Source organism: Urinicoccus massiliensis (assembly GCF_900120405.1).
Taxonomy (GTDB): domain Bacteria; phylum Bacillota; class Clostridia; order Tissierellales; family Peptoniphilaceae; genus Urinicoccus; species Urinicoccus massiliensis.
The window spans coordinates 484,312-502,415 of sequence record NZ_LT635492.1 but is presented as its reverse complement, the minus strand read 5'-3'; the positions used below and the strand labels follow the sequence as shown (position 1 = coordinate 502,415).

The window sequence follows — 18,104 nt, the reverse complement described above, 5'->3', positions numbered from 1 at the left end:
TGCCTATTATTCCTTTTGTGCCTGACGGCATGCCAAGGAAGTAAAGATATAAAAATTAAAGAAATTTCAGAAGATGAACTGGTTGAAACTAGTCCTGTTTCGGGAGGGACCCTGGAACTTCCCTTGACCCATATGGACACAGTCAATCCGCTCTTAACCAAGAACACAGACTATTTTTACTTTTCCAAGTTGATTTTTGAATCCCTGTATATTTCGGACGCTCTTGGAAATTTTAAAAACAACCTGGCCGAGCACTATGAATTTTCTGAAGACGGCTTGACCCTATCAGTAACCCTGAAAAAGGACCTGCGTTGGCATGATGGCCAGTCCCTAACAGCTCAAGATGTGTCAGACACCTTTAATGCCATCCTGGACTTGCCGGCAGACAATCCCTACCTGGGGCTTATTCGTCACAGCATGGGCTCTTGCAACAGCTTTTCAGGAAGTGGCTCCTGTCGGGCAGTGGCCTTTGACGAAAGAAATGTAGACTTTCAATTTGACAGGCCCTATCGGAACGTTCTACAAATGCTGACCTTTCCAGTTCTTCCCAGCCACCTCTTAAGTCAGGAAGACCGATTAAAAGAAGAAAACTTCCCCATGGTGGGGTCCGGCCCCTTCCGTTATATGTCTGGAGACACCTTAAAGCCTTGGACCTTGGAAAAAAATCCAAATTATTGGGGACAACCTCCCTATATTGACAAGGTCCAAGGAAAGATTTTGGAAAACAAGGGCCAGGGAACCAATGCCCTGGAAACAGGCCAGGTGGACCTGTCCATGAACGACGGTTATGACTGGGATCGAGAAAGTAATTCCAGCCGGATTCAGGTGGAAGAATTTCCCACCAATGAATTGGAATTTTTAGCCATCAATATGAAGCAAGAAAAATTTCAAGGAAGCCAGGGTCAGGCCTTGAGACAGGCCATGGCCAGAAGTATCAACAAGGCCCGGATTATTGATTCCCTTTGCCTGGGCAAGGCCATTCAAACCAGCTCCCTCATCCATCCCAAGTCCAAGTATGCAGACTATATTAGCCAGTCCATCTACTACAATGTGGATACGGGTCGAAATATTCTAAAAAAAGCTGGTTTTAAGGAAAATGAGCGGGGGTTTTTTACCTTTCCTGATGGACGAGAATTGCGGATTGCCATTACCACCAACTCCTTTAACTACAACCGGAAGGCCACTGTGGATTTGATTATTGATGACTTAAGAAGAATGGGGCTGGAAGCCTATGGCAACTATCTCCCTGTAGACAATCGAAAGGAAAAAGATCCGGCCAAGCAAAAAGAAGAGTGGGACAACTTTCAAAAGCAAATTAAAGACGGCAACTTTGACCTGGCCCTGGTGGGTATGCAGATGACCCCCTTGCCAGACCTATCCAGTCTTTTATATTCAGGAATGGTCGGACAAAGCAATCTGAGTTCTTATTCCAGCCAGGAAATGGACCAGTATTTAAAAAAATTATCCCTGCGAAGTGTTGACGAAGATGAAAAAACTCTTTATAATAAAATTACTGAGTTATTTTATAGGGATTGCCCTTATATTCCCCTTTATTTTAAACAAGGGGCGATTTTAAAGGACAAGAGAATTCGCAGGAGCTTGGAACCGTCAGTCTATGACCTCTACCACCGTCTGTCGAAAACATACATCCCTAAAGAATACCAGGATTAGCGAGGATGCTGGAATAGGCAGACAGGCATGTTTGAGGGGCATGTGTGAGTTATCACGTGAGGGTTCAAGTCCCTTTCCTCGCACCAAAATAGCTTATAATCGTAGTGGTTATAAGCTTTTTTCTTAAAGCGGGCAAATATTTTTTTAACAAAGTTTCTGGCTTTCTTGATTCTACCTAGAAGGAGAGAAAGACAAAAAGCTGGATCCTAAATTGTTAAAAAAATATTGATACTAGCTTTCATAATTAGACGGACCTTCCTTTATTGTCAATATCTTAAAGTGGTTTTCTGTAAAAAGGGTCGGGGTAAAGGTTTCCAGCCCCTAAAACTTACATAAAATCAAGGAGCTTTTTTTAAATGTCAATATACAAGGCCTGGCAAGAGTGTTATAATTAAACTAGTATAAAATGTTTGAAAATATTTTTTACGCAGAGAGCTTGAACTGAATATGAAGAGGTGAAAGGTATGAATTTAAAAAATCTCACGTTTTCCGTGGGAGGAGTTCACATGGACGAACATAAAACCCTCACAGAAAGTTGTCCTATTGAGCGGTTAGACCAGCCGAGCATTGTGCACATTCCAATGAGCCAACATATTGGGGCACCTTGTAATCCAACGGTGAAGGTTGGAGACCAAGTAAAAATAGGTCAAGTCGTGGGAACATCAGATGCTTTCGTATCTGCAGACGTGCACGCCAGCGTTTCCGGTGAAGTGGTTGCTGTAGACAAACGATATACTGCTGATGGTCGGTATTGTATTTGTGTGTCTATTAAAAATGATGGAGCCAACACATATGTTGAAGGGTTAGAGCCCTTTAAAAATTACGAAACAGCTAATATTGACGATATTATGTCTTTTGTAAAAAAAGCCGGTATCGTTGGTATGGGTGGAGCAGGTTTCCCTCTCCATGCAAAATTAAAAAGTGAAGATCCGCTTTTAGATGTTGTAATCTTAAATGGTGCTGAATGTGAACCGTACTTAACTTGTGACCATCGGATTATGCTGGAACGGGCAGATGAAATTTTAAAGGGCTTAAAGCTCTTTGCAGATCTTTACCACACCAAGGAAGCCTATGTGGCTATTGAAGAAAATAAGCCGGATGCCATTGAAAAGATGGAAAAGCTTATCCAAGACAATCCAGAATGGAAGGATTTAAAGGTTGCCGGCTGTCAAACAAAATATCCCCAAGGGGATTCTAAACGATTAGCTGAAGCGGTTATTAAAAGGATTGTCCCACAAAATGGTGTTACAAATGATGTGGGAGTCTTCCTGACAAATGTTGGAACGACTCTGGCTTTTTATGAAGCCATTGAAAAGGGTCTTCCCTCCATTGAACGTGTCATTACAGTTAGTGGAACAGGAATTGAAAAGCCAAAGAATATTATGGTCCCCATTGGAACAAGTGTAGGGGAAATTTTAGAATTCTGTGGTGGTGTTAAGGAAAACTTTGTTGAGATTGTCTGTGGCGGTCCCATGACAGGAAAGTCTGTCTTTGACTTAGATAGTCCCATTACCAAGACAACATCCGGACTTTTGATTTTTACAGAAGTGGAAAAACCGAAAGAAGTGGAATCTCCTTGCATCAAGTGTTCTCGTTGCGTAGATCATTGTCCTGCAAATATCAATCCTACAGATATTAACGCGGCTATTTTGCGTAATCGTGTTGATTTAGCAGAACTTTATCATGCAGACCAATGTATGGAATGTGGAATTTGCTCTTTTGTATGTCCGGCAAAACGGCACTTAACAGAATCTGTTAAGCTGGCCAAGAGAGAAATCCGCATGGGCTCAAAGAAGTAGGAGGTAGAGATGGATAAAAATCTTAGAAACAGTGGAGACTATTTTGTATCTCTAGCACCACATATTCGTTCAAATGATACGGTTCAAAGAATCATGTTAGATGTATTAATTGCCCTAGTACCGGCTGCTATTGCATCTGTTTACTTCTTTGGCCTTTACAGTCTAGCCATTATGGCTGTATCTGTTGGAGCATGTGTTTTATCGGAATATGCCTTCCAAAAATTAATGAAAAAACCAGTCCAAGTTAAGGATTTATCTGCAGTAGTTACTGGAATTTTACTGGCCTTCAACGTACCGGCAGGGGCCCCTTTATGGATGGTGGCCTTTGGTGGCGTCTTTGCCATTATTATTGTAAAAGAATGTTTCGGCGGTATTGGAGGCAACTTCATGAACCCAGCCCTGGCTGCTCGGGTTATGTTAATGGCTTCTTGGCCCCAACAAATGACAGCCTATCTTAAACCGGATGGAATGACTGGAGCAACACCTCTTCAAATTTTAAAAGAGGGTGGCGGAGACTTGCCAGCATTAATGGATATGTTCACAGGAAACATCGGCGGTGTTATTGGTGAAACTTGTGCTATTGCTTTAATTCTTGGCGGAATTTACCTGATCGTTCGTAAGGTTATTGATTGGAAGACTCCAATTATTTATATTGTGTCAACAGCAATTTTCTTACTCTTATTTGGAGTCAAGGCTGACTTACTTGCTTATGAAGTGTTAGGTGGAGGTTTATTACTTGGTGCCATCTTTATGGCAACAGACTATTCATCCAGCCCCATGAATGCCAAGGGAAAGATTATTTTTGCCCTGGGAGCAGGTTTGGTTACAGCGGTTATTCGTGCCAAGGGCGGTATGCCTGAAGGTGTTTCCTACTCAATTTTACTGATGAATGTATGTACGCCTTTAATTGACAAGTTTACCGTTGGCGAAGCTTACGGGCCTAAGAAAGCATAGAGGTGAAGCAATGAAAGAAACTCTTCGATTAGGAGCTGTACTGCTAATTATTGCGACAATTTCCGGTCTCATTTTAGCAAGTGTGAATTTTTATACATCGGATATTATTGCTAAGCAAGAATTAGAAACAACCCTGGCATCTTATAGGGATATTTTTGGGGATAAGGCAGACGACTTTGAACCCTATGATGCGGCAGAACTTGCAAAATTAAAGGAAAAATATCCAACAATTACGGACATCTTTTTAGCCAAAAAGGGAGAAGATGTTGTGGGATATGGGATTAACTATCTAGCCTATGGATATGGTGGAGCCTTTAAAAATGCCGTTGGTATCCTTAATGATGGCACCATGGCAGGCTTTAGAAATATCAGCAACAGTGAAACTCCAGGTTTCGGAAGTCACATTTCAGAACCGGAATATGCTGAAAGCTATGTAGGTAAATCCATTGAGGGACCTCTTAAGGGAAATAAGTCCCCACAAGCTGATGATGAAATCATGATGATGACAGGGGCAACCATTACATCTAAGGGAGCTCTTGAAGGAGTCAACAAGGTTATTGATTTCTACCACAAAGAGTTAGTAAAGTAGGAGGATTTCATGGACTTAAAAAAAGTATTAAAGGATGGGATGTTTAAAAACAACCCAATCTTCATTCAATTAATTGGCTTGTGTTCAACTCTGGCTGTTACCAACACCCTCTTGAACTCATTAGCCATGGGGGTTGCTGTTACTTTTGTATTGATTATGAGTAATACGGTTGTCAGTGCCCTTCGTAAAATTATACCAAGCAAGGTCCGGATCCCTGCCTTTATCGTAGTTATTGCAACCTTCGTAACCCTAGTGGAAATGGTCCTACATGCCTATGTACCACCTATTTACGAAGCTCTAGGTATCTTCTTACCATTAATCGTTGTAAACTGCTGTATTCTTGGGGAAGCAGAAGGATTTGCCTATCAAAACAAGATTATTCCTTCATTTATTGATGGACTTGGAACTGGGTTAGGATATACGATTGCTGTATTGGCCATGGGTTTTGTTCGTGAACTCTTCGGTTCAGGAGAACTTTTTGGCACACGTATTTTTCCAGAAGCCTATCCTGGCATCGGCTTTTTAGTCGCTCCAGCAGGTGCTTTTGTTCTTCTTGGATTCTTAATTGCAGCTTTTCGTTATTTAATGGATAAGAAAAAAGAAGCCTAGGAGGAAGAAATGTTAAATTCAATATTTGTAATATTAATTGGAACAATTTTAGTTAACAACTATGTCTTCGCTCAATTCTTAGGGATCTGTCCCTTCTTGGGAGTTTCTTCCAAGGTTGAAACATCTGTGGGAATGAGTATTGCCGTAACCTTTGTTGTGGTTTTTGCATCTGCAATTACCTGGGTTCTACAAAGATTTATCCTGGATGTCTTGAGCTTAGAATACTTACAAACCATCGTCTTTATTTTGGTTATTGCTTCTTTGGTGCAATTTGTGGAAATGGTCATTAAGAAGATGAGCCCGGCCCTATATACTGCCATGGGTGTTTATCTTCCCTTGATTACAACCAACTGTGTTGTATTAGGGGTGACTGTATTAAACATTCAAAATGACTATGGTTTTATTGAAACCTTATTTAGTGGCTTAGGCGCATCCATTGGATTTGGTCTTGCACTGGTTTTAATTGCGGCTTTACGTGAACGCTTGGAACTTGTCGACCTGCCTAAAGCACTACAAGGTGTGCCGATTGCTTTAATTAGTGCGGGACTCATGGCTATGGCCTTTGGCGGTTTCGCTGGGTTAATATAAGGGGGGCAATCTATGTTAGGAGAAGTAATTCGTGCAGCCATCGTCCTGGCAATTATGGGGGGAGTCTTCGGTGTTTTATTAAGCATTGCTTCCCGGGTATTCTATGTGAAGATGGATGAACGTGTTGTCAATGTATTAGATGCACTACCAGGAGCAAACTGCGGTGCCTGCGGCTTCCCAGGTTGCGAAGGTCTTGCCAATGCCATTGTGGCTGGTGAAGCCGGGGTAAATGCTTGTGCCATTGGTGGCCAAGAAGTTGCCGATAAGGTAGCAGATGTTATGGGCGTCAATGCCGGAAATATGGAACGGGAAGTGGCTGTGGTTCGCTGTCAAGGAAGTTGCAGCAAGGCCAAGAACAAGTACAATTATGAAGGCCTGGTAGATTGTCGCTTGATCAACGACTATGTTGGTGGATCCAAGTCCTGTGGTTCAGGATGCTTGGGTGGTGGAACCTGTGTCGCTGTTTGTGAATTTGATGCAATCCACATTGTCGACGGAATTGCCCAAGTGGACAAGGAAAAATGTGTTGCTTGTAGAAAGTGTATTGACATTTGTCCCAAGAACATCATTGGCCTCATGCCCTACAAACAAAAGACAGAAGTCAAGTGTTCAACCAAGGATCCCGGAAAAATTGTCCGGACCAATTGCTCTATTGGCTGTATTGCATGTAAACTATGCGAAAAGAACTGTCCAAAAGATGCTATCCATGTAGAGGACAATTTAGCAAGGATTGACTATGACAAGTGCATCAACTGTGGTATCTGCGCAGCGAAATGCCCAACAGCAGCCATCTTTGTTGAGTATCCTGAAAGAGTTGAAAAAATTAAAGAAGCTGCCAAGAAAAAAGCAGCAGCTGCAGCCGCCAAGAAAAAAGAGGAAATGGCAGCAGCTAAGCAAAAAGAAGAAATGGCAGCAGGTCAAGCAAAAACAGCTACAGCAACTTTAGAAAAAGAAGCTGAAGAATAAAAAATATTGATTTTTAGAGTGGGATGAGGTCCCACTCTTTTTTTGTTATTAGAAATCCCGGCTAGACTGGGGGAAGTTAAAGGCAAGAAAAAAACCAGCGGGGAGTCCGCTGGTTCAAAGTTTCTTTTTTTATTTATTGGTCTACATAGGAGTCAAAGTATCCTTGGATCCAAACGACAGGGGTACCCTTGTCTCCACTACCGCTGGTTAGGTCACTTAAAGACCCCAAAAGGTCGGTTAAGTTTCTGGGAGTGGTTCCCAGGGTTTCATCTGCACCAACCAGGGATTCCGGCTTGGTCTTAATTTTTTCTTCTAGGACAGCATATTTTTCTTCATCAGACAGGCCTTCCAGTTGGTTGTCTGCAACGTATTTCATTTTGATTTCGTTGGGGGTTCCCAAAAGTCCCTTGGTATAGCCGGGAGAAACGACAGGGTCGGCAAGTTCCCAAATTTGTCCCACCGGATCCTTAAAGGCGCCATCTCCATAGACCAAAACTTCAATGTGTTTTTTGGTTTTTTCATAGAGGCGTTTTTGAAGGTCTTCAGCAAAGCTTTGGGCATCTCTAGGGAATAATTTTACCGTATGGTCATTGCTGAGGTTGGATCCCAAAAGACCGTAGTCATCATTGTAACCGCCAGTGGCACCAGGGGTGTTCATAATATCATCCAGGCCGTAAACTACCTTTGCACCAGCTTGTTTCAGCAGGTCTTTAATCCGTTCCCGGGTGTGGATACTGGCTACCAGGACTTCATCACAATACTTCAAGATGGCCCTTGGATCGTTGGCAAAGTGGATTTCCACCGGAGTGTTTCCACAAACCTTGTGGTAGAGGTCCACATAGTCCACACCAGTAAAGGCGTGTTCCAACTTGCCGAAAATATGGCGGAATTCAGCTTCTTCCAAGACATCTGTGTAGGGATTGGTCTTGCTTTTATAAAGGGCTTCAGGCAAGATTAAGTGGTTGCCCACTTCATCGGCAGGATAGCTCATTAAAATGTGAATTTTTTTGCCGGCTTGGGCAATGCCCTTTAATAAAATTGAAAAACGGTTCCGACTTAAAATTGGAAAGACAAGGCCAATTTCGCCGGAGTACTTTGAATTAATATCTGCGGCAATTTCTTCAGTGGTGCAATAATTTCCTTGGGCCCTGGCCACCAGGGATTCAGTAACAGCAACGACATCCTTGTCACGAAATGCAATGCCTTCTGACCTAGATGCCCGGTCCAGAGAATCTACTACAATATCAATAAGGGGGTCTCCATTCATAACAATGGGAGTGCGAATCCCTCTTACAGTTGTTCCAATATAACGATTCATTCAATAACTCCTCCATTTCATCTTCCATTATAGTCTAGTTTAACTTTAAATAAAAGGGAAAATCTCTAGATTTGCCTTAGGCCCTCTTCAGTAAAGAGGGCTTGAACTGGCATGTCGTTAGAGTCGGGCTTAAGGTCGGAGACAATTTGTTCTTCCAGGCAAAGGCCAATGCAATAACAGGGGTGGTCTTTTAAAAAACGGTCATAGTAGCCTCCACCATAGCCAATCCGGAAACCTTGACGGTCGAAAACCAAGCCTGGAACTAGGCAAAGGTCAATTTTTCCATCATAGGCAGGGGTCTTGGCTTCGATTAAATGAAAAGGCCCATCCACCAGGTCTTCCTTGGACCGGATGGGGCAAGCCTCCATGCTTCGGTCCTGGGGCTTGGTTCTGGGGATTAAAATTCTGTGTCGCTGCCAGTTGGCATAGATGGCCTGGCGAGTGGGGAGTTCGTCTTTGATGCTAAAATAGGAAAAAATAGTTTGGGCTTCCAGGTTGGAAAGAAAGTCGATGAGGGCTTCTTGAAAGGCTTGAATTTTTTCGGGATGGAAGGTCTTTCTCTTTTCTAACCAGTATTGGCGGTAGGTGTTTTTATCCATAAATCCTCCTAATAAAGATAATAAGTAACAAAAAAGTAACAAATTTTTACAAAATAGTTTCAATCTCATTCTACTTATATTATAATATAAAGTTGAAGAAAGTAGAATGAGGAGGAATAGCTTTGATTATTTTCAATCATGTCTACAAGGAATATAAGAATGGGGTTGTGGCATTGGACGATGTTACCCTAGAAATTCCTTCCGGGGATTTCATATTTCTTGTTGGGGCAAGTGGAGCCGGCAAGTCAACTATGATAAAATTACTTATAAGAGAAGAGCAGGTCAGCAAGGGCTCCATCCGTATTGACGACACAGACATTACAGCCATGCCTAAATTTAAAATTCCAAAACTTAGACGGGAAGTGGGGGTTGTCTTTCAAGACTACCGCCTATTAAACCGCAAGACAGTTTTTGAAAACATAGCCTATGCCTTGGAAATTACCGGGGAAAGCAGCAGCGAAATAAAAAAACGAGTGGAAGCTGTTCTGGAAACAGTCCACCTGGAAGACAAGCAAAACTGCTATCCAACAGAATTATCTGGGGGAGAATCCCAAAGGGTCAGTATTGCCAGAGCCATGATCCACCGGCCTAAAATACTTGTTTGTGATGAACCTACAGGGAACTTAGACTTTGATACAGCCAAGGATATTATGGATGCCTTGGATCGCTTTAACCAAGAGGGGGTTACCATTGTCATGGCAACCCATGCTAGAGAAATTGTAGATTCCATGAAAAAAAGGGTTGTGTCCCTAGACAGTGGATCCATTTTATTTGACCAAGAAAGTGCGGGATATTATGAAAATCCTCAGACAATTTAGAAATATTATTCGAGAAGGCCTGGTGGGCATGTGGAGGAACCTGGGCATGACCATGGCTTCAGTAATATCCATTACCTTTGTCCTTTTGATGTTCGGCTTTGTCCTTCTCATGGTACTTAATGTAGAACAGGTGGTTTTTGAATCCGGGGCCAAGTTACAAAAAATTGTGGTCTTTTTCGACAACACGACGCCCCAGGACAAGTTGGCAGAGGTGGAAAAGAAGTTTAAGGCCATGGACGGGGTAGATAAAATTGAATTTACCAGCAAGGAAGAAGCCTTAAATGAAATGAAGGCCCGCCTAAAGGGGGACGACTACATCCTGGAAGGGCTACCGGAAAATCCCCTACCGGTTTCCTTTACCCTCCACTTAAAAAGCCTCAATGATGGGGAAGAGGTGGCCCGGGAAGCCAAGGCCATTCCGGGAGTTTACAAGGTTCAATACTACAATGAATTGGTAAACAACATGCTGAGAGTCTATCGAGGAGTCCGCTATGGGGGAACGGCGACTATTGGGGTCTTGCTCCTAATTGCCATTGTCCTCATCCACAACACCATTCGTATTACCTTACAAAATAGGCGCAGAGAAATTCAAATTATGCGCTATGTAGGGGCCAACAACTACTATATCCGGGGACCCTTTTTGATTGAAGGACTTTTATTCGGCTTACTTGCAGGAGTTTTATCCTGTGGTATCCTCTATTTATTCTACCAGTACAGTTTTAATCGCTTTAATCCCCAATTATTGGATATTTTAGGAATCGGACTATTTATACCGGACCAAAGACTAGCCATGAATTTGTTTGTCATTTTGACAAGTTTAGGCATGGGGATTGGTTACCTGGGAAGTATTATTTCCGTAACCCGCCATTTAGATGTTTAGGAGGTTTTTGTGAAACATAAAGATTGGTTACAAAGAGGGCTCTGTAGCCTCTTGATTCTTACGAGTTTGGCCCCTGGAGCAGTCTATGCTTCATCCAAGGACCTACAAAAGGCTCAAGACCAAAAAAAGGCAATTCAAGAACAATTGAATAAGAAGCAATCTGTAATCAATTCAACCAAGGCAGAAGTATCCAGTGTTGCTGAAGAGATTAAGGTTTTAGACCTTTCCATAACCAGTGCCAGTGCAGAACTTTTTTCCTTAATGGACAACATCAAGGCCTTGGAAGGGGATATTGCCAAGGCTCAAAAAGAGCTAGACCAAGCCCAAGCGGAATTAAAAAAATCCCAAGATGCCTTTGCCCAAAGAATTAAGGTTATGTATGTCAAGGGAGATATAGGCTACCTAGATGTCTTACTGAATTCACAAGATATGGAGTCTTTTTTAACCAATATCGAATTGATTAAATCAATTAATAGGCAGGACCGGAAACTAGTGGCCAAGATTAAGACCCAAGTGGACATCATTCGGGCCAAAAAAGAAGAATTAACCCAGAAAAAATCAGCCTTGGAAGGGCAAAAGGCCCAAGTTGAAGAAAAGAAAAGGGCCCTGGAAGAAGCCAACCAGGCCAAGCAAAATTATATGGTCAACTTAAAGGGAGACCTTTCAGCCTATGAAGAAGACTATGATGAAATGCTTAAGGAAAGTAAGCAGCTGGAATCCAGGATCCAAAAGATCAAAAACGACATCCAAGAACAAAAACGTCTGGCTGAATTAAAGCGAAAGGCCCAAGAAAAAGCCAATAAGGCTAAAAGGGCAGGAGTCTCCGGTCGGGTGACAGAGCTTCCCATGGCTTCAAGTCCCTATGTTCGCAGTAATAAAAGTTTAACCTGGCCTGTACCGGGCCATAGTCGCATTTCTTCTCCCTTTGGCTACCGGATTCATCCGGTTTTAGGAATCCAGAGATTTCATTCAGGAATTGACATTCCTGCACCTGTTGGGACGCCTATTGTAGCTGCCAAGCCGGGAATTGTTATTACGGCCTCCTATATGGGGTCTTATGGAAATGTTGTTATGATAGACCATGGGGATATTGTTACTGTCTACGGCCACAACTCTGTCTTAAAGGTGAGTGTGGGCCAACAAGTATCGGCAGGTCAAGTAATTGCCTTGGCCGGATCTACAGGCCGGTCAACAGGTCCCCACTGCCACTTTGAAGTAAGGGTAGGAGGAAGACCTGTAAATCCCTTGGGTTTTGTATAATAAAAAGGGGGACAAGACAATGAAAAAAAGATGGGTTTTTATGACCCTATCCCTTCTGCTAGTGACTAATCTTTTTACCTTTTATATATCCAATAGGGGAACTGTTTTTTCCAACTCTTTAACGGGCCAACAAGCCATAAAGATGGAATATTTAAAGGAATTTATTAAAAAGAACTACCTTAGGAAGGTGGATGAAAGTAAATTTTATGAGGGCCAGTTAAAGGGCATCGTGGCCTCTCTTGGAGACCCTTATTCTGAATACTACAGCAAGGAAGAAATGCAGGAGCTTATGGACTTTACCTCAGCCAGTTTTTACGGAGTGGGTATTGTCTTGTCCCCGGGAGAAGACAACAAGATAACCGTTGTCTCGGCCATTAAGGGGAGCCCGGCGGACCAAGCAGGACTTTCAGCCGGAGACAAAATTATCAAGGTCAATGGCAAGGACTTTGCGGGAGACCAGCTAACCAAGGCCGTTAAAGAAATTAAGGGGAAAGAAAACACCAAGGTCCAACTCCAAGTTTTAAAGGCCGGCAGCAATAAGCTGGAAGACTACCAACTAGAGAGAAAGAAAATCAGCATAGATACGGTTATATCGAAAAAGCTGGACCAAGATATGGGCTATATTGGTATTACACAATTCTCAGACCACACCGCCAAGGAATTTAACCAACACTTAAACAAGCTCCAAAGACAAGGAATTAAGAGTTTAATCCTAGACTTGAGAGGGAATCCTGGAGGCTATATGGACACTGCTACAGAAATTGCAGATAGTCTTTTACCCCAGGGAACCATTGTTACGGCCAAAAATCGTGATGGGAAGTTGGTGGAAAATGTCCAATCCGATCCAAGGGCAGTCAACCTTCCTATGGTCGTGATCATAAACAAGGGGTCGGCCTCTGCCAGTGAAATTTTGGCTGGAGCCTTGAAAGACCACAAGAAGGCAACCCTGATAGGGGAAGGCTCTTATGGAAAGGGAGTCATCCAAATTGTAAAGAAGTTTCCCAAGGGAGATGGATTAAAGCTAACAGTGGCTGAATATTTTACACCAAATGGGGTAAGTATAGACAAGAAAGGCATCCAACCAGATGTTAAGGTCAAGTTGCCTGAAAATGTCAAAGGAATTGGTTTGGACTATCTTAAAACAGATAGCCAATTAAATAAAGCAAGAGAGATATTAAAAAATAAAGTTTGAAAAAAAGCTATCTAGTTTTGCTAGGTAGCTTTTGTGCCTATCTAGAAAAGAGGGAAGCAATGGAGTTTAAAGTACATGCACCTTTTGAGCCCATGGGAGACCAACCCCAGGCCATAGACCAATTAGCCCAGGGAATTCTTCGGGGAGACAAACACCAAACCCTCAAGGGGGTTACGGGGTCCGGTAAGACCTTTACCATGGCCAAGGTGATTGAAAAAGTGCAAAAGCCCACCCTGGTAATTGCCCACAATAAGACCCTGGCCTACCAATTGGCCAGTGAGTTTCGGGAGTTTTTTCCTGAAAATGCTGTGGAGTATTTTGTCTCCTATTATGACTACTACCAACCCGAAGCCTATGTGCCTCAAACAGACACCTTTATCGAAAAGGATTCTTCCATTAACGATGAAATTGACAAGCTCCGCCACAGTGCAACCATGAGCTTGTTTGAAAGAAAGGATGTCATAATCGTAGCCAGTGTCTCCTGTATCTATGGTTTGGGGGACCCTATTGACTATGAAAACCTGGTAGTCTCCTTACGGCCGGGGATGGTCAAGGATCGAAACGATATTATGTCTAAGCTAGTGGACATTCAATATGTCCGCAATGATGTCAACTTTATCCGGGGGACCTTCCGAGTTCGAGGGGATACCCTGGAAATTTTTCCGGCCCATAGTTCAGAAAATTCCTACCGGATTGAATTTTTTGGTGATGAAATTGACCGGATTACAGAAGTCAATGCCCTGACAGGCCATGTAGTGGGTTATTGCAACCATGTGTCAATTTTTCCGGCCTCCCACTTTGCCACTTCAGAAGAAAAGGTGCAAAGGGCCCTGGTGACCATTGAAGAGGAATTAGAAGAACGTCTAGCTCAATTGAAGGACCAGGATAAATTATTAGAAGCACAAAGGTTGGAGCAAAGAACCCGTTATGACCTGGAGATGTTGGCAGAAATGGGCTTTTGTACTGGAATCGAAAACTATTCCAGACACCTGTCGGGACGGGCTCCAGGCTCAAAACCCTATACCCTGATTGATTATTTTCCCAAGGACTTCCTCACCATTATTGACGAGTCCCATGCTACCATTCCTCAAATTGGGGGGATGTATAATGGAGACCGGGCCAGGAAGACAACCCTGGTGGAATATGGTTTCCGTTTGCCCTCGGCCCTGGACAACCGGCCCATGAGGTTTACGGAATTTGAAGCCATGATGCAGCAATGTCTCTATGTGTCGGCCACGCCTGGCCCCTATGAAAGGGACCATTCAAGTCAAATTGTAGAGCAAATTATTCGACCTACTGGCCTTTTAGACCCGGCCATTACTGTCCGGCCTACGGAAAATCAAATCGACCAAATTGTTGCAGACATCCACAAGCGGATGGAGAAAAAAGAAAGAGTCCTTATAACCACCCTGACCAAAAAAATGGCAGAGGACCTGACGGACTATTTAAAAAGCCTGGACCTCAAGGTAACCTATATGCACTCGGATATTGACACCATCGAAAGGATGGAGATTATTCGAGACTTGCGACTGGGAGTTTATGATGTCTTGGTGGGAATCAACCTTTTACGGGAGGGATTGGACCTGCCGGAGGTTAGTCTTGTTGTCATCCTGGATGCCGACAAGGAAGGTTTCTTAAGGTCTGAAACTAGCTTAATCCAAACGGCTGGCCGGGCTGCCCGAAATGTCCAAGGGCAGGTTATTATGTATGCCGACAAGATTACCGATTCCATGCAGGTAACCATTGATGAAACCAACCGGAGACGGGAAATTCAAGATGCCTTTAATAAGGCCCACCATATTGAACCCAAGTCTGTTCAAAAGAGTGTCCGGGCCATTATTGCTGCCACCATTGCCGCCGAAGAGGAAGCAGATTACCATGATGAATTTGACGCAGACGATATCCAAGCCATGATTGAAAACCTCAAGCCGGAAATGTACCGGGCTGCAGAAGAGTTGGACTTTGAACGAGCAGCAGAAATTCGGGATAAGATTAAAGAATTGAAGTTACAAATACAATCCATCTATGAAAGGGAGGAAGAATGAAAGATTCCCACATTGTCATTCGTGGAGCAAGACAACACAACTTAAAAAATATTGATGTAGAGATACCCAGGAATAAATTTGTCGTAGTAACGGGTTTATCAGGGTCAGGAAAGTCTTCCCTGGCCTTTGATACCATCTATGCCGAAGGGCAAAGACGGTATGTGGAAAGTCTATCCTCCTATGCCCGGCAATTTTTAGGCCAGATGGATAAGCCGGAAGTGGATGAAATTACCGGCATGAGTCCAAGTATCTCCATAGACCAAAAGACCACCAGTAAAAATCCCCGGTCCACTGTGGGGACAGTAACGGAAATTTATGACTATCTTAGGCTCCTTTTTGCCAGGATAGGTCGCCCCTATTGTCCCAAGTGTGGCAAGGAGATTACATCTTTCAGCATCGACCAAATGGTGGATGAGCTTATGAAACTGGATGAGCGGACCAAGATTCAAATCTTAGGTCCCAATGTGGTTCAGAAAAAGGGTACGCACAAAAAACTCCTGGAGTCCATTAAAAAAGAAGGCTATGTCCGGGTGCGGATTGACGGCCAACTCCATGATTTAATGGAAGACATTGATTTAAATAAAAACCAGGCCCACACCATTGAAACTGTTGTAGACCGGTTGATTATCAAAGAAGGCATTGAATCTCGCCTGGCAGATTCTCTGGAACTGGCTACAGAAATTGGCCATGGCCTGGTCCATGTGGATGTCATTGGAGGAGAAACGAAGGTTTTTTCAACCAAATTATCTTGCCCCCATTGTGGCATTGCCATTGAAGAAATTAGCCCCAGGTCCTTTTCCTTCAACAACCCCCTGGGGGCCTGTCCCACTTGTAATGGGATCGGCTACTCCAAGGAACCGGATGTGGACTTGATTTTACCCAACAAGGACCTGTCCATAGACCAAGGGGGGATTTCCTGCTATTCCAACAGTCCGGGAACCTACTACTATGAAATTATCCGAGGCCTGGCCAAGAAGTTTTCGGTAGATACCAAGGTCCCTATTAAGGACCTGCCAAAAGACTTTTTAGACGCCCTCCTCTATGGAAGTGACCAGGAAATTTCTGTCAGCTTTGACTCTTATTTTTCCGGTCGTAAGCGCTATCGGGGGACCTTTGAAGGGATTATCAACAACCTCAAAAGACGTTATACAGAAACCAATTCAGACCGGATGATTGATCGGATTGATGACTTTATGACCGACATCCCCTGTCCAACTTGCCATGGGGCCCGGCTCAAAGAAAGTCTTCTATCTGTTCGAATTGCCGGCTTAAATATTTATGAAGTGACGGAATTATCCATCAGCAAGGCCTTAGATTTTTTCAAAAAGTTGGAATTGACAGAAAAGGAAAAAATCATTGCCAGTGAGGTCTTAAAAGAAATTATTTCCCGCCTGTCCTTCTTAGACAATGTCGGATTAAACTACCTGACTCTGGCCAGGATGAGCGGTAGCTTGTCTGGGGGTGAGGCCCAAAGAATTCGTTTGGCTACCCAAATTGGATCGGCCCTGGTAGGGGTCATCTATGTTTTGGATGAGCCCTCGATAGGTCTCCACCAAAGAGACAATGCCATGCTCTTAAAGACCCTCCGGGACTTGACGGACCTGGGCAATACCTTGATTGTGGTAGAGCATGATGAAGAAACCATGGAGGCAGCCGATGAAATTATAGATATTGGACCGGGAGCCGGGATCCATGGAGGCCAGCTGGTGGCTCAAGGGACGGCTGAGGACATTATGAAGGTCAAGGAGTCCATTACAGGAGACTATCTGAAAAAGCGGCGACAAATCAAGGTACCCAAGGAAAGAAGACCTGGCAATGGCCACAAGATTCATGTCAAGGGAGCGAGTGAAAACAACCTCAAGGGCATTGATGTAGACTTTCCCCTGGGGAAATTCATTGTAGTTTCCGGAGTGAGTGGGTCTGGAAAGAGTTCCTTGGTCAATGAAGTTCTCTTAAAATCCCTCCAACAAAAAATCAACAAGTCCAGAGTAAAACCAGGCCACTGTAAAGAAATTACAGGCCTGGACCAGCTGGACAAGGTAGTGGATATAGACCAAAGTCCCATCGGTCGGACCCCTCGATCGAATCCTGCAACCTATACAGGAACCTTTGATTTAATTCGAGACCTATTTGCCATGACCAATGAGGCAAAAATGCGGGGTTATAAAAAGGGGCGTTTTTCCTTTAATGTCAAGGGGGGCCGGTGCGAAGCCTGTAAGGGAGATGGAATCATCAAGGTAGAAATGCACTTTTTACCCGATGTCTATGTTCCCTGTGAAGTTTGTAAGGGCAAGCGCTACAATCGAGAAACCCTGGAAGTCAAGTACAAGGGAAAAAATATTTCTGAGGTTCTGGATATGACAGTGGAAGAAGCCATGGATTTCTTTAAAAACCACCCCAGAATCCTGAGAAAGTTGGAAACTCTTATGGATGTGGGCCTGGGCTATATCAAGCTGGGACAACCTTCTACCCAATTGTCCGGAGGAGAAGCCCAGAGAATTAAGTTGGCAACAGAACTATCCAAACGGTCCACAGGAAAGACGGTTTATATTTTAGACGAACCCACCACAGGCCTCCACATGTATGATGTGGACAAGCTGGTCCAAGTTTTAAACCGCCTGGTGGACTTGGGAAATACAGTCATTGTTATTGAGCACAATCTTGATGTCATCAAGGTGGCGGATGCAATTATTGACCTGGGACCGGAAGGCGGAGATGGTGGTGGCCAAGTGATTGCCACTGGGACTCCGGAAGAAGTTGCCCAATGTAAAGAATCATATACCGGCCAATTTTTAAAGAAGATATTATAGGAGGCA

15 protein-coding genes and 1 tRNA gene are annotated in these 18,104 nt (G+C 43.5%); 14 read left to right on the top strand and 2 right to left on the bottom strand.

The window, feature by feature from the left end; translation table 11 throughout:
• The first annotated feature begins 15 nt into the window (after nucleotides 1-15).
• From BQ7400_RS02790 to BQ7400_RS02755, 8 genes are all read left to right on the top strand, one after another.
• Nucleotides 16-1,671 carry an ABC transporter substrate-binding protein gene (locus BQ7400_RS02790; protein ID WP_180371943.1) on the top strand — a complete coding sequence of 552 codons (1,656 nt, stop codon included), beginning with the start codon at nucleotides 16-18 and terminating at the stop codon, nucleotides 1,669-1,671.
• A tRNA-Leu gene (locus tag BQ7400_RS02785) sits at nucleotides 1,671-1,757 on the top strand. The genes BQ7400_RS02790 and BQ7400_RS02785 overlap by 1 nt, the downstream gene beginning before the upstream one ends.
• Nucleotides 1,758-2,135: 378 nt before the next feature.
• Nucleotides 2,136-3,470, top strand: a complete 1,335-nt coding sequence (gene rsxC, locus BQ7400_RS02780; RefSeq protein WP_034440594.1) for an electron transport complex subunit RsxC — start codon at nucleotides 2,136-2,138, stop codon at nucleotides 3,468-3,470.
• A 9-nt stretch (nucleotides 3,471-3,479) separates the two neighbouring features.
• Nucleotides 3,480-4,424: an RnfABCDGE type electron transport complex subunit D gene (locus BQ7400_RS02775; protein ID WP_072469390.1), complete on the top strand. Its 945-nt coding sequence runs from the start codon at nucleotides 3,480-3,482 to the stop codon at nucleotides 4,422-4,424.
• Between the two features lie 10 nt (nucleotides 4,425-4,434).
• Nucleotides 4,435-5,013 (top strand): RnfABCDGE type electron transport complex subunit G, encoded by a 579-nt coding sequence (locus tag BQ7400_RS02770; protein ID WP_034440592.1) that lies wholly within the window; start codon nucleotides 4,435-4,437, stop codon nucleotides 5,011-5,013.
• Nucleotides 5,014-5,022: 9 nt separating this feature from the next.
• On the top strand, nucleotides 5,023-5,622 hold the full coding sequence (gene rsxE, locus BQ7400_RS02765; protein ID WP_034440591.1) for an electron transport complex subunit RsxE: 600 nt from the start codon (nucleotides 5,023-5,025) through the stop codon (nucleotides 5,620-5,622).
• 9 nt (nucleotides 5,623-5,631) lie between these two features.
• Nucleotides 5,632-6,210 (top strand): electron transport complex subunit RsxA, encoded by a 579-nt coding sequence (rsxA, locus tag BQ7400_RS02760; protein WP_034440590.1) that lies wholly within the window; start codon nucleotides 5,632-5,634, stop codon nucleotides 6,208-6,210.
• A gap of 12 nt (nucleotides 6,211-6,222) precedes the next feature.
• Nucleotides 6,223-7,176 (top strand): RnfABCDGE type electron transport complex subunit B, encoded by a 954-nt coding sequence (locus BQ7400_RS02755; RefSeq protein ID WP_072469389.1) that lies wholly within the window; start codon nucleotides 6,223-6,225, stop codon nucleotides 7,174-7,176.
• A gap of 133 nt (nucleotides 7,177-7,309) precedes the next feature.
• Here the strand turns inward: BQ7400_RS02755 and BQ7400_RS02750 are convergent, their stop codons facing one another.
• Complete coding sequence (locus BQ7400_RS02750) at nucleotides 7,310-8,494, bottom strand: coenzyme F420-0:L-glutamate ligase (RefSeq protein ID WP_034438937.1); 1,185 nt, start codon at nucleotides 8,492-8,494, stop codon at nucleotides 7,310-7,312.
• Nucleotides 8,495-8,559: 65 nt separating this feature from the next.
• Nucleotides 8,560-9,093: a 5-formyltetrahydrofolate cyclo-ligase gene (locus tag BQ7400_RS02745; protein WP_072469388.1), complete on the bottom strand. Its 534-nt coding sequence runs from the start codon at nucleotides 9,091-9,093 to the stop codon at nucleotides 8,560-8,562.
• A 122-nt stretch (nucleotides 9,094-9,215) separates the two neighbouring features.
• Here BQ7400_RS02745 and ftsE point away from each other — a divergent pair, with 122 nt between their 5' ends.
• From ftsE to uvrA, 6 genes are read left to right on the top strand one after another with little or no spacing between them, the layout of a single operon-like run.
• Nucleotides 9,216-9,911 carry a cell division ATP-binding protein FtsE gene (ftsE, locus tag BQ7400_RS02740; protein WP_072469387.1) on the top strand — a complete coding sequence of 232 codons (696 nt, stop codon included), beginning with the start codon at nucleotides 9,216-9,218 and terminating at the stop codon, nucleotides 9,909-9,911.
• Nucleotides 9,889-10,791: a permease-like cell division protein FtsX gene (gene ftsX, locus BQ7400_RS02735; protein ID WP_072469386.1), complete on the top strand. Its 903-nt coding sequence runs from the start codon at nucleotides 9,889-9,891 to the stop codon at nucleotides 10,789-10,791. The genes ftsE and ftsX overlap by 23 nt, the downstream gene beginning before the upstream one ends.
• 9 nt (nucleotides 10,792-10,800) lie before the next feature.
• The gene (locus BQ7400_RS02730) at nucleotides 10,801-12,051 is read left to right on the top strand and encodes a murein hydrolase activator EnvC family protein (RefSeq protein ID WP_094230601.1); all 1,251 of its coding nucleotides are present in this window, start codon (nucleotides 10,801-10,803) and stop codon (nucleotides 12,049-12,051) included.
• A 19-nt stretch (nucleotides 12,052-12,070) separates the two neighbouring features.
• Nucleotides 12,071-13,243: a S41 family peptidase gene (locus BQ7400_RS02725; protein ID WP_072469639.1), complete on the top strand. Its 1,173-nt coding sequence runs from the start codon at nucleotides 12,071-12,073 to the stop codon at nucleotides 13,241-13,243.
• A gap of 59 nt (nucleotides 13,244-13,302) precedes the next feature.
• Nucleotides 13,303-15,288, top strand: coding sequence for an excinuclease ABC subunit UvrB (gene uvrB / locus BQ7400_RS02720; RefSeq protein WP_072469385.1), 1,986 nt, complete (start codon nucleotides 13,303-13,305; stop codon nucleotides 15,286-15,288).
• Nucleotides 15,285-18,098, top strand: a complete 2,814-nt coding sequence (gene uvrA / locus BQ7400_RS02715) for an excinuclease ABC subunit UvrA (protein WP_072469384.1) — start codon at nucleotides 15,285-15,287, stop codon at nucleotides 18,096-18,098. The genes uvrB and uvrA overlap by 4 nt, the downstream gene beginning before the upstream one ends.
• The last annotated feature ends 6 nt before the right edge of the window (nucleotides 18,099-18,104 follow it).

Excerpts from the sequence above, each read along its gene's own strand:
- BQ7400_RS02755 (WP_072469389.1), top strand. The coding sequence starts at position 6,223 with ATGTTAGGAGAAGTAATTCGTGCAGCCATCGTCCTGGCAATTATGGGG.
- rsxE (WP_034440591.1), top strand. The coding sequence starts at position 5,023 with ATGGACTTAAAAAAAGTATTAAAGGATGGGATGTTTAAAAACAACCCA.
- uvrA (WP_072469384.1), top strand. The coding sequence starts at position 15,285 with ATGAAAGATTCCCACATTGTCATTCGTGGAGCAAGACAACACAACTTA.
- BQ7400_RS02775 (WP_072469390.1), top strand. The coding sequence starts at position 3,480 with ATGGATAAAAATCTTAGAAACAGTGGAGACTATTTTGTATCTCTAGCA.
- uvrB (WP_072469385.1), top strand. The coding sequence starts at position 13,303 with ATGGAGTTTAAAGTACATGCACCTTTTGAGCCCATGGGAGACCAACCC.
- rsxC (WP_034440594.1), top strand. The coding sequence starts at position 2,136 with ATGAATTTAAAAAATCTCACGTTTTCCGTGGGAGGAGTTCACATGGAC.
- ftsX (WP_072469386.1), top strand. The coding sequence starts at position 9,889 with ATGAAAATCCTCAGACAATTTAGAAATATTATTCGAGAAGGCCTGGTG.
- rsxA (WP_034440590.1), top strand. The coding sequence starts at position 5,632 with ATGTTAAATTCAATATTTGTAATATTAATTGGAACAATTTTAGTTAAC.
- BQ7400_RS02750 (WP_034438937.1), bottom strand. The coding sequence starts at position 8,494 with ATGAATCGTTATATTGGAACAACTGTAAGAGGGATTCGCACTCCCATT.
- BQ7400_RS02745 (WP_072469388.1), bottom strand. The coding sequence starts at position 9,093 with ATGGATAAAAACACCTACCGCCAATACTGGTTAGAAAAGAGAAAGACC.
- BQ7400_RS02725 (WP_072469639.1), top strand. The coding sequence starts at position 12,071 with ATGAAAAAAAGATGGGTTTTTATGACCCTATCCCTTCTGCTAGTGACT.
- BQ7400_RS02770 (WP_034440592.1), top strand. The coding sequence starts at position 4,435 with ATGAAAGAAACTCTTCGATTAGGAGCTGTACTGCTAATTATTGCGACA.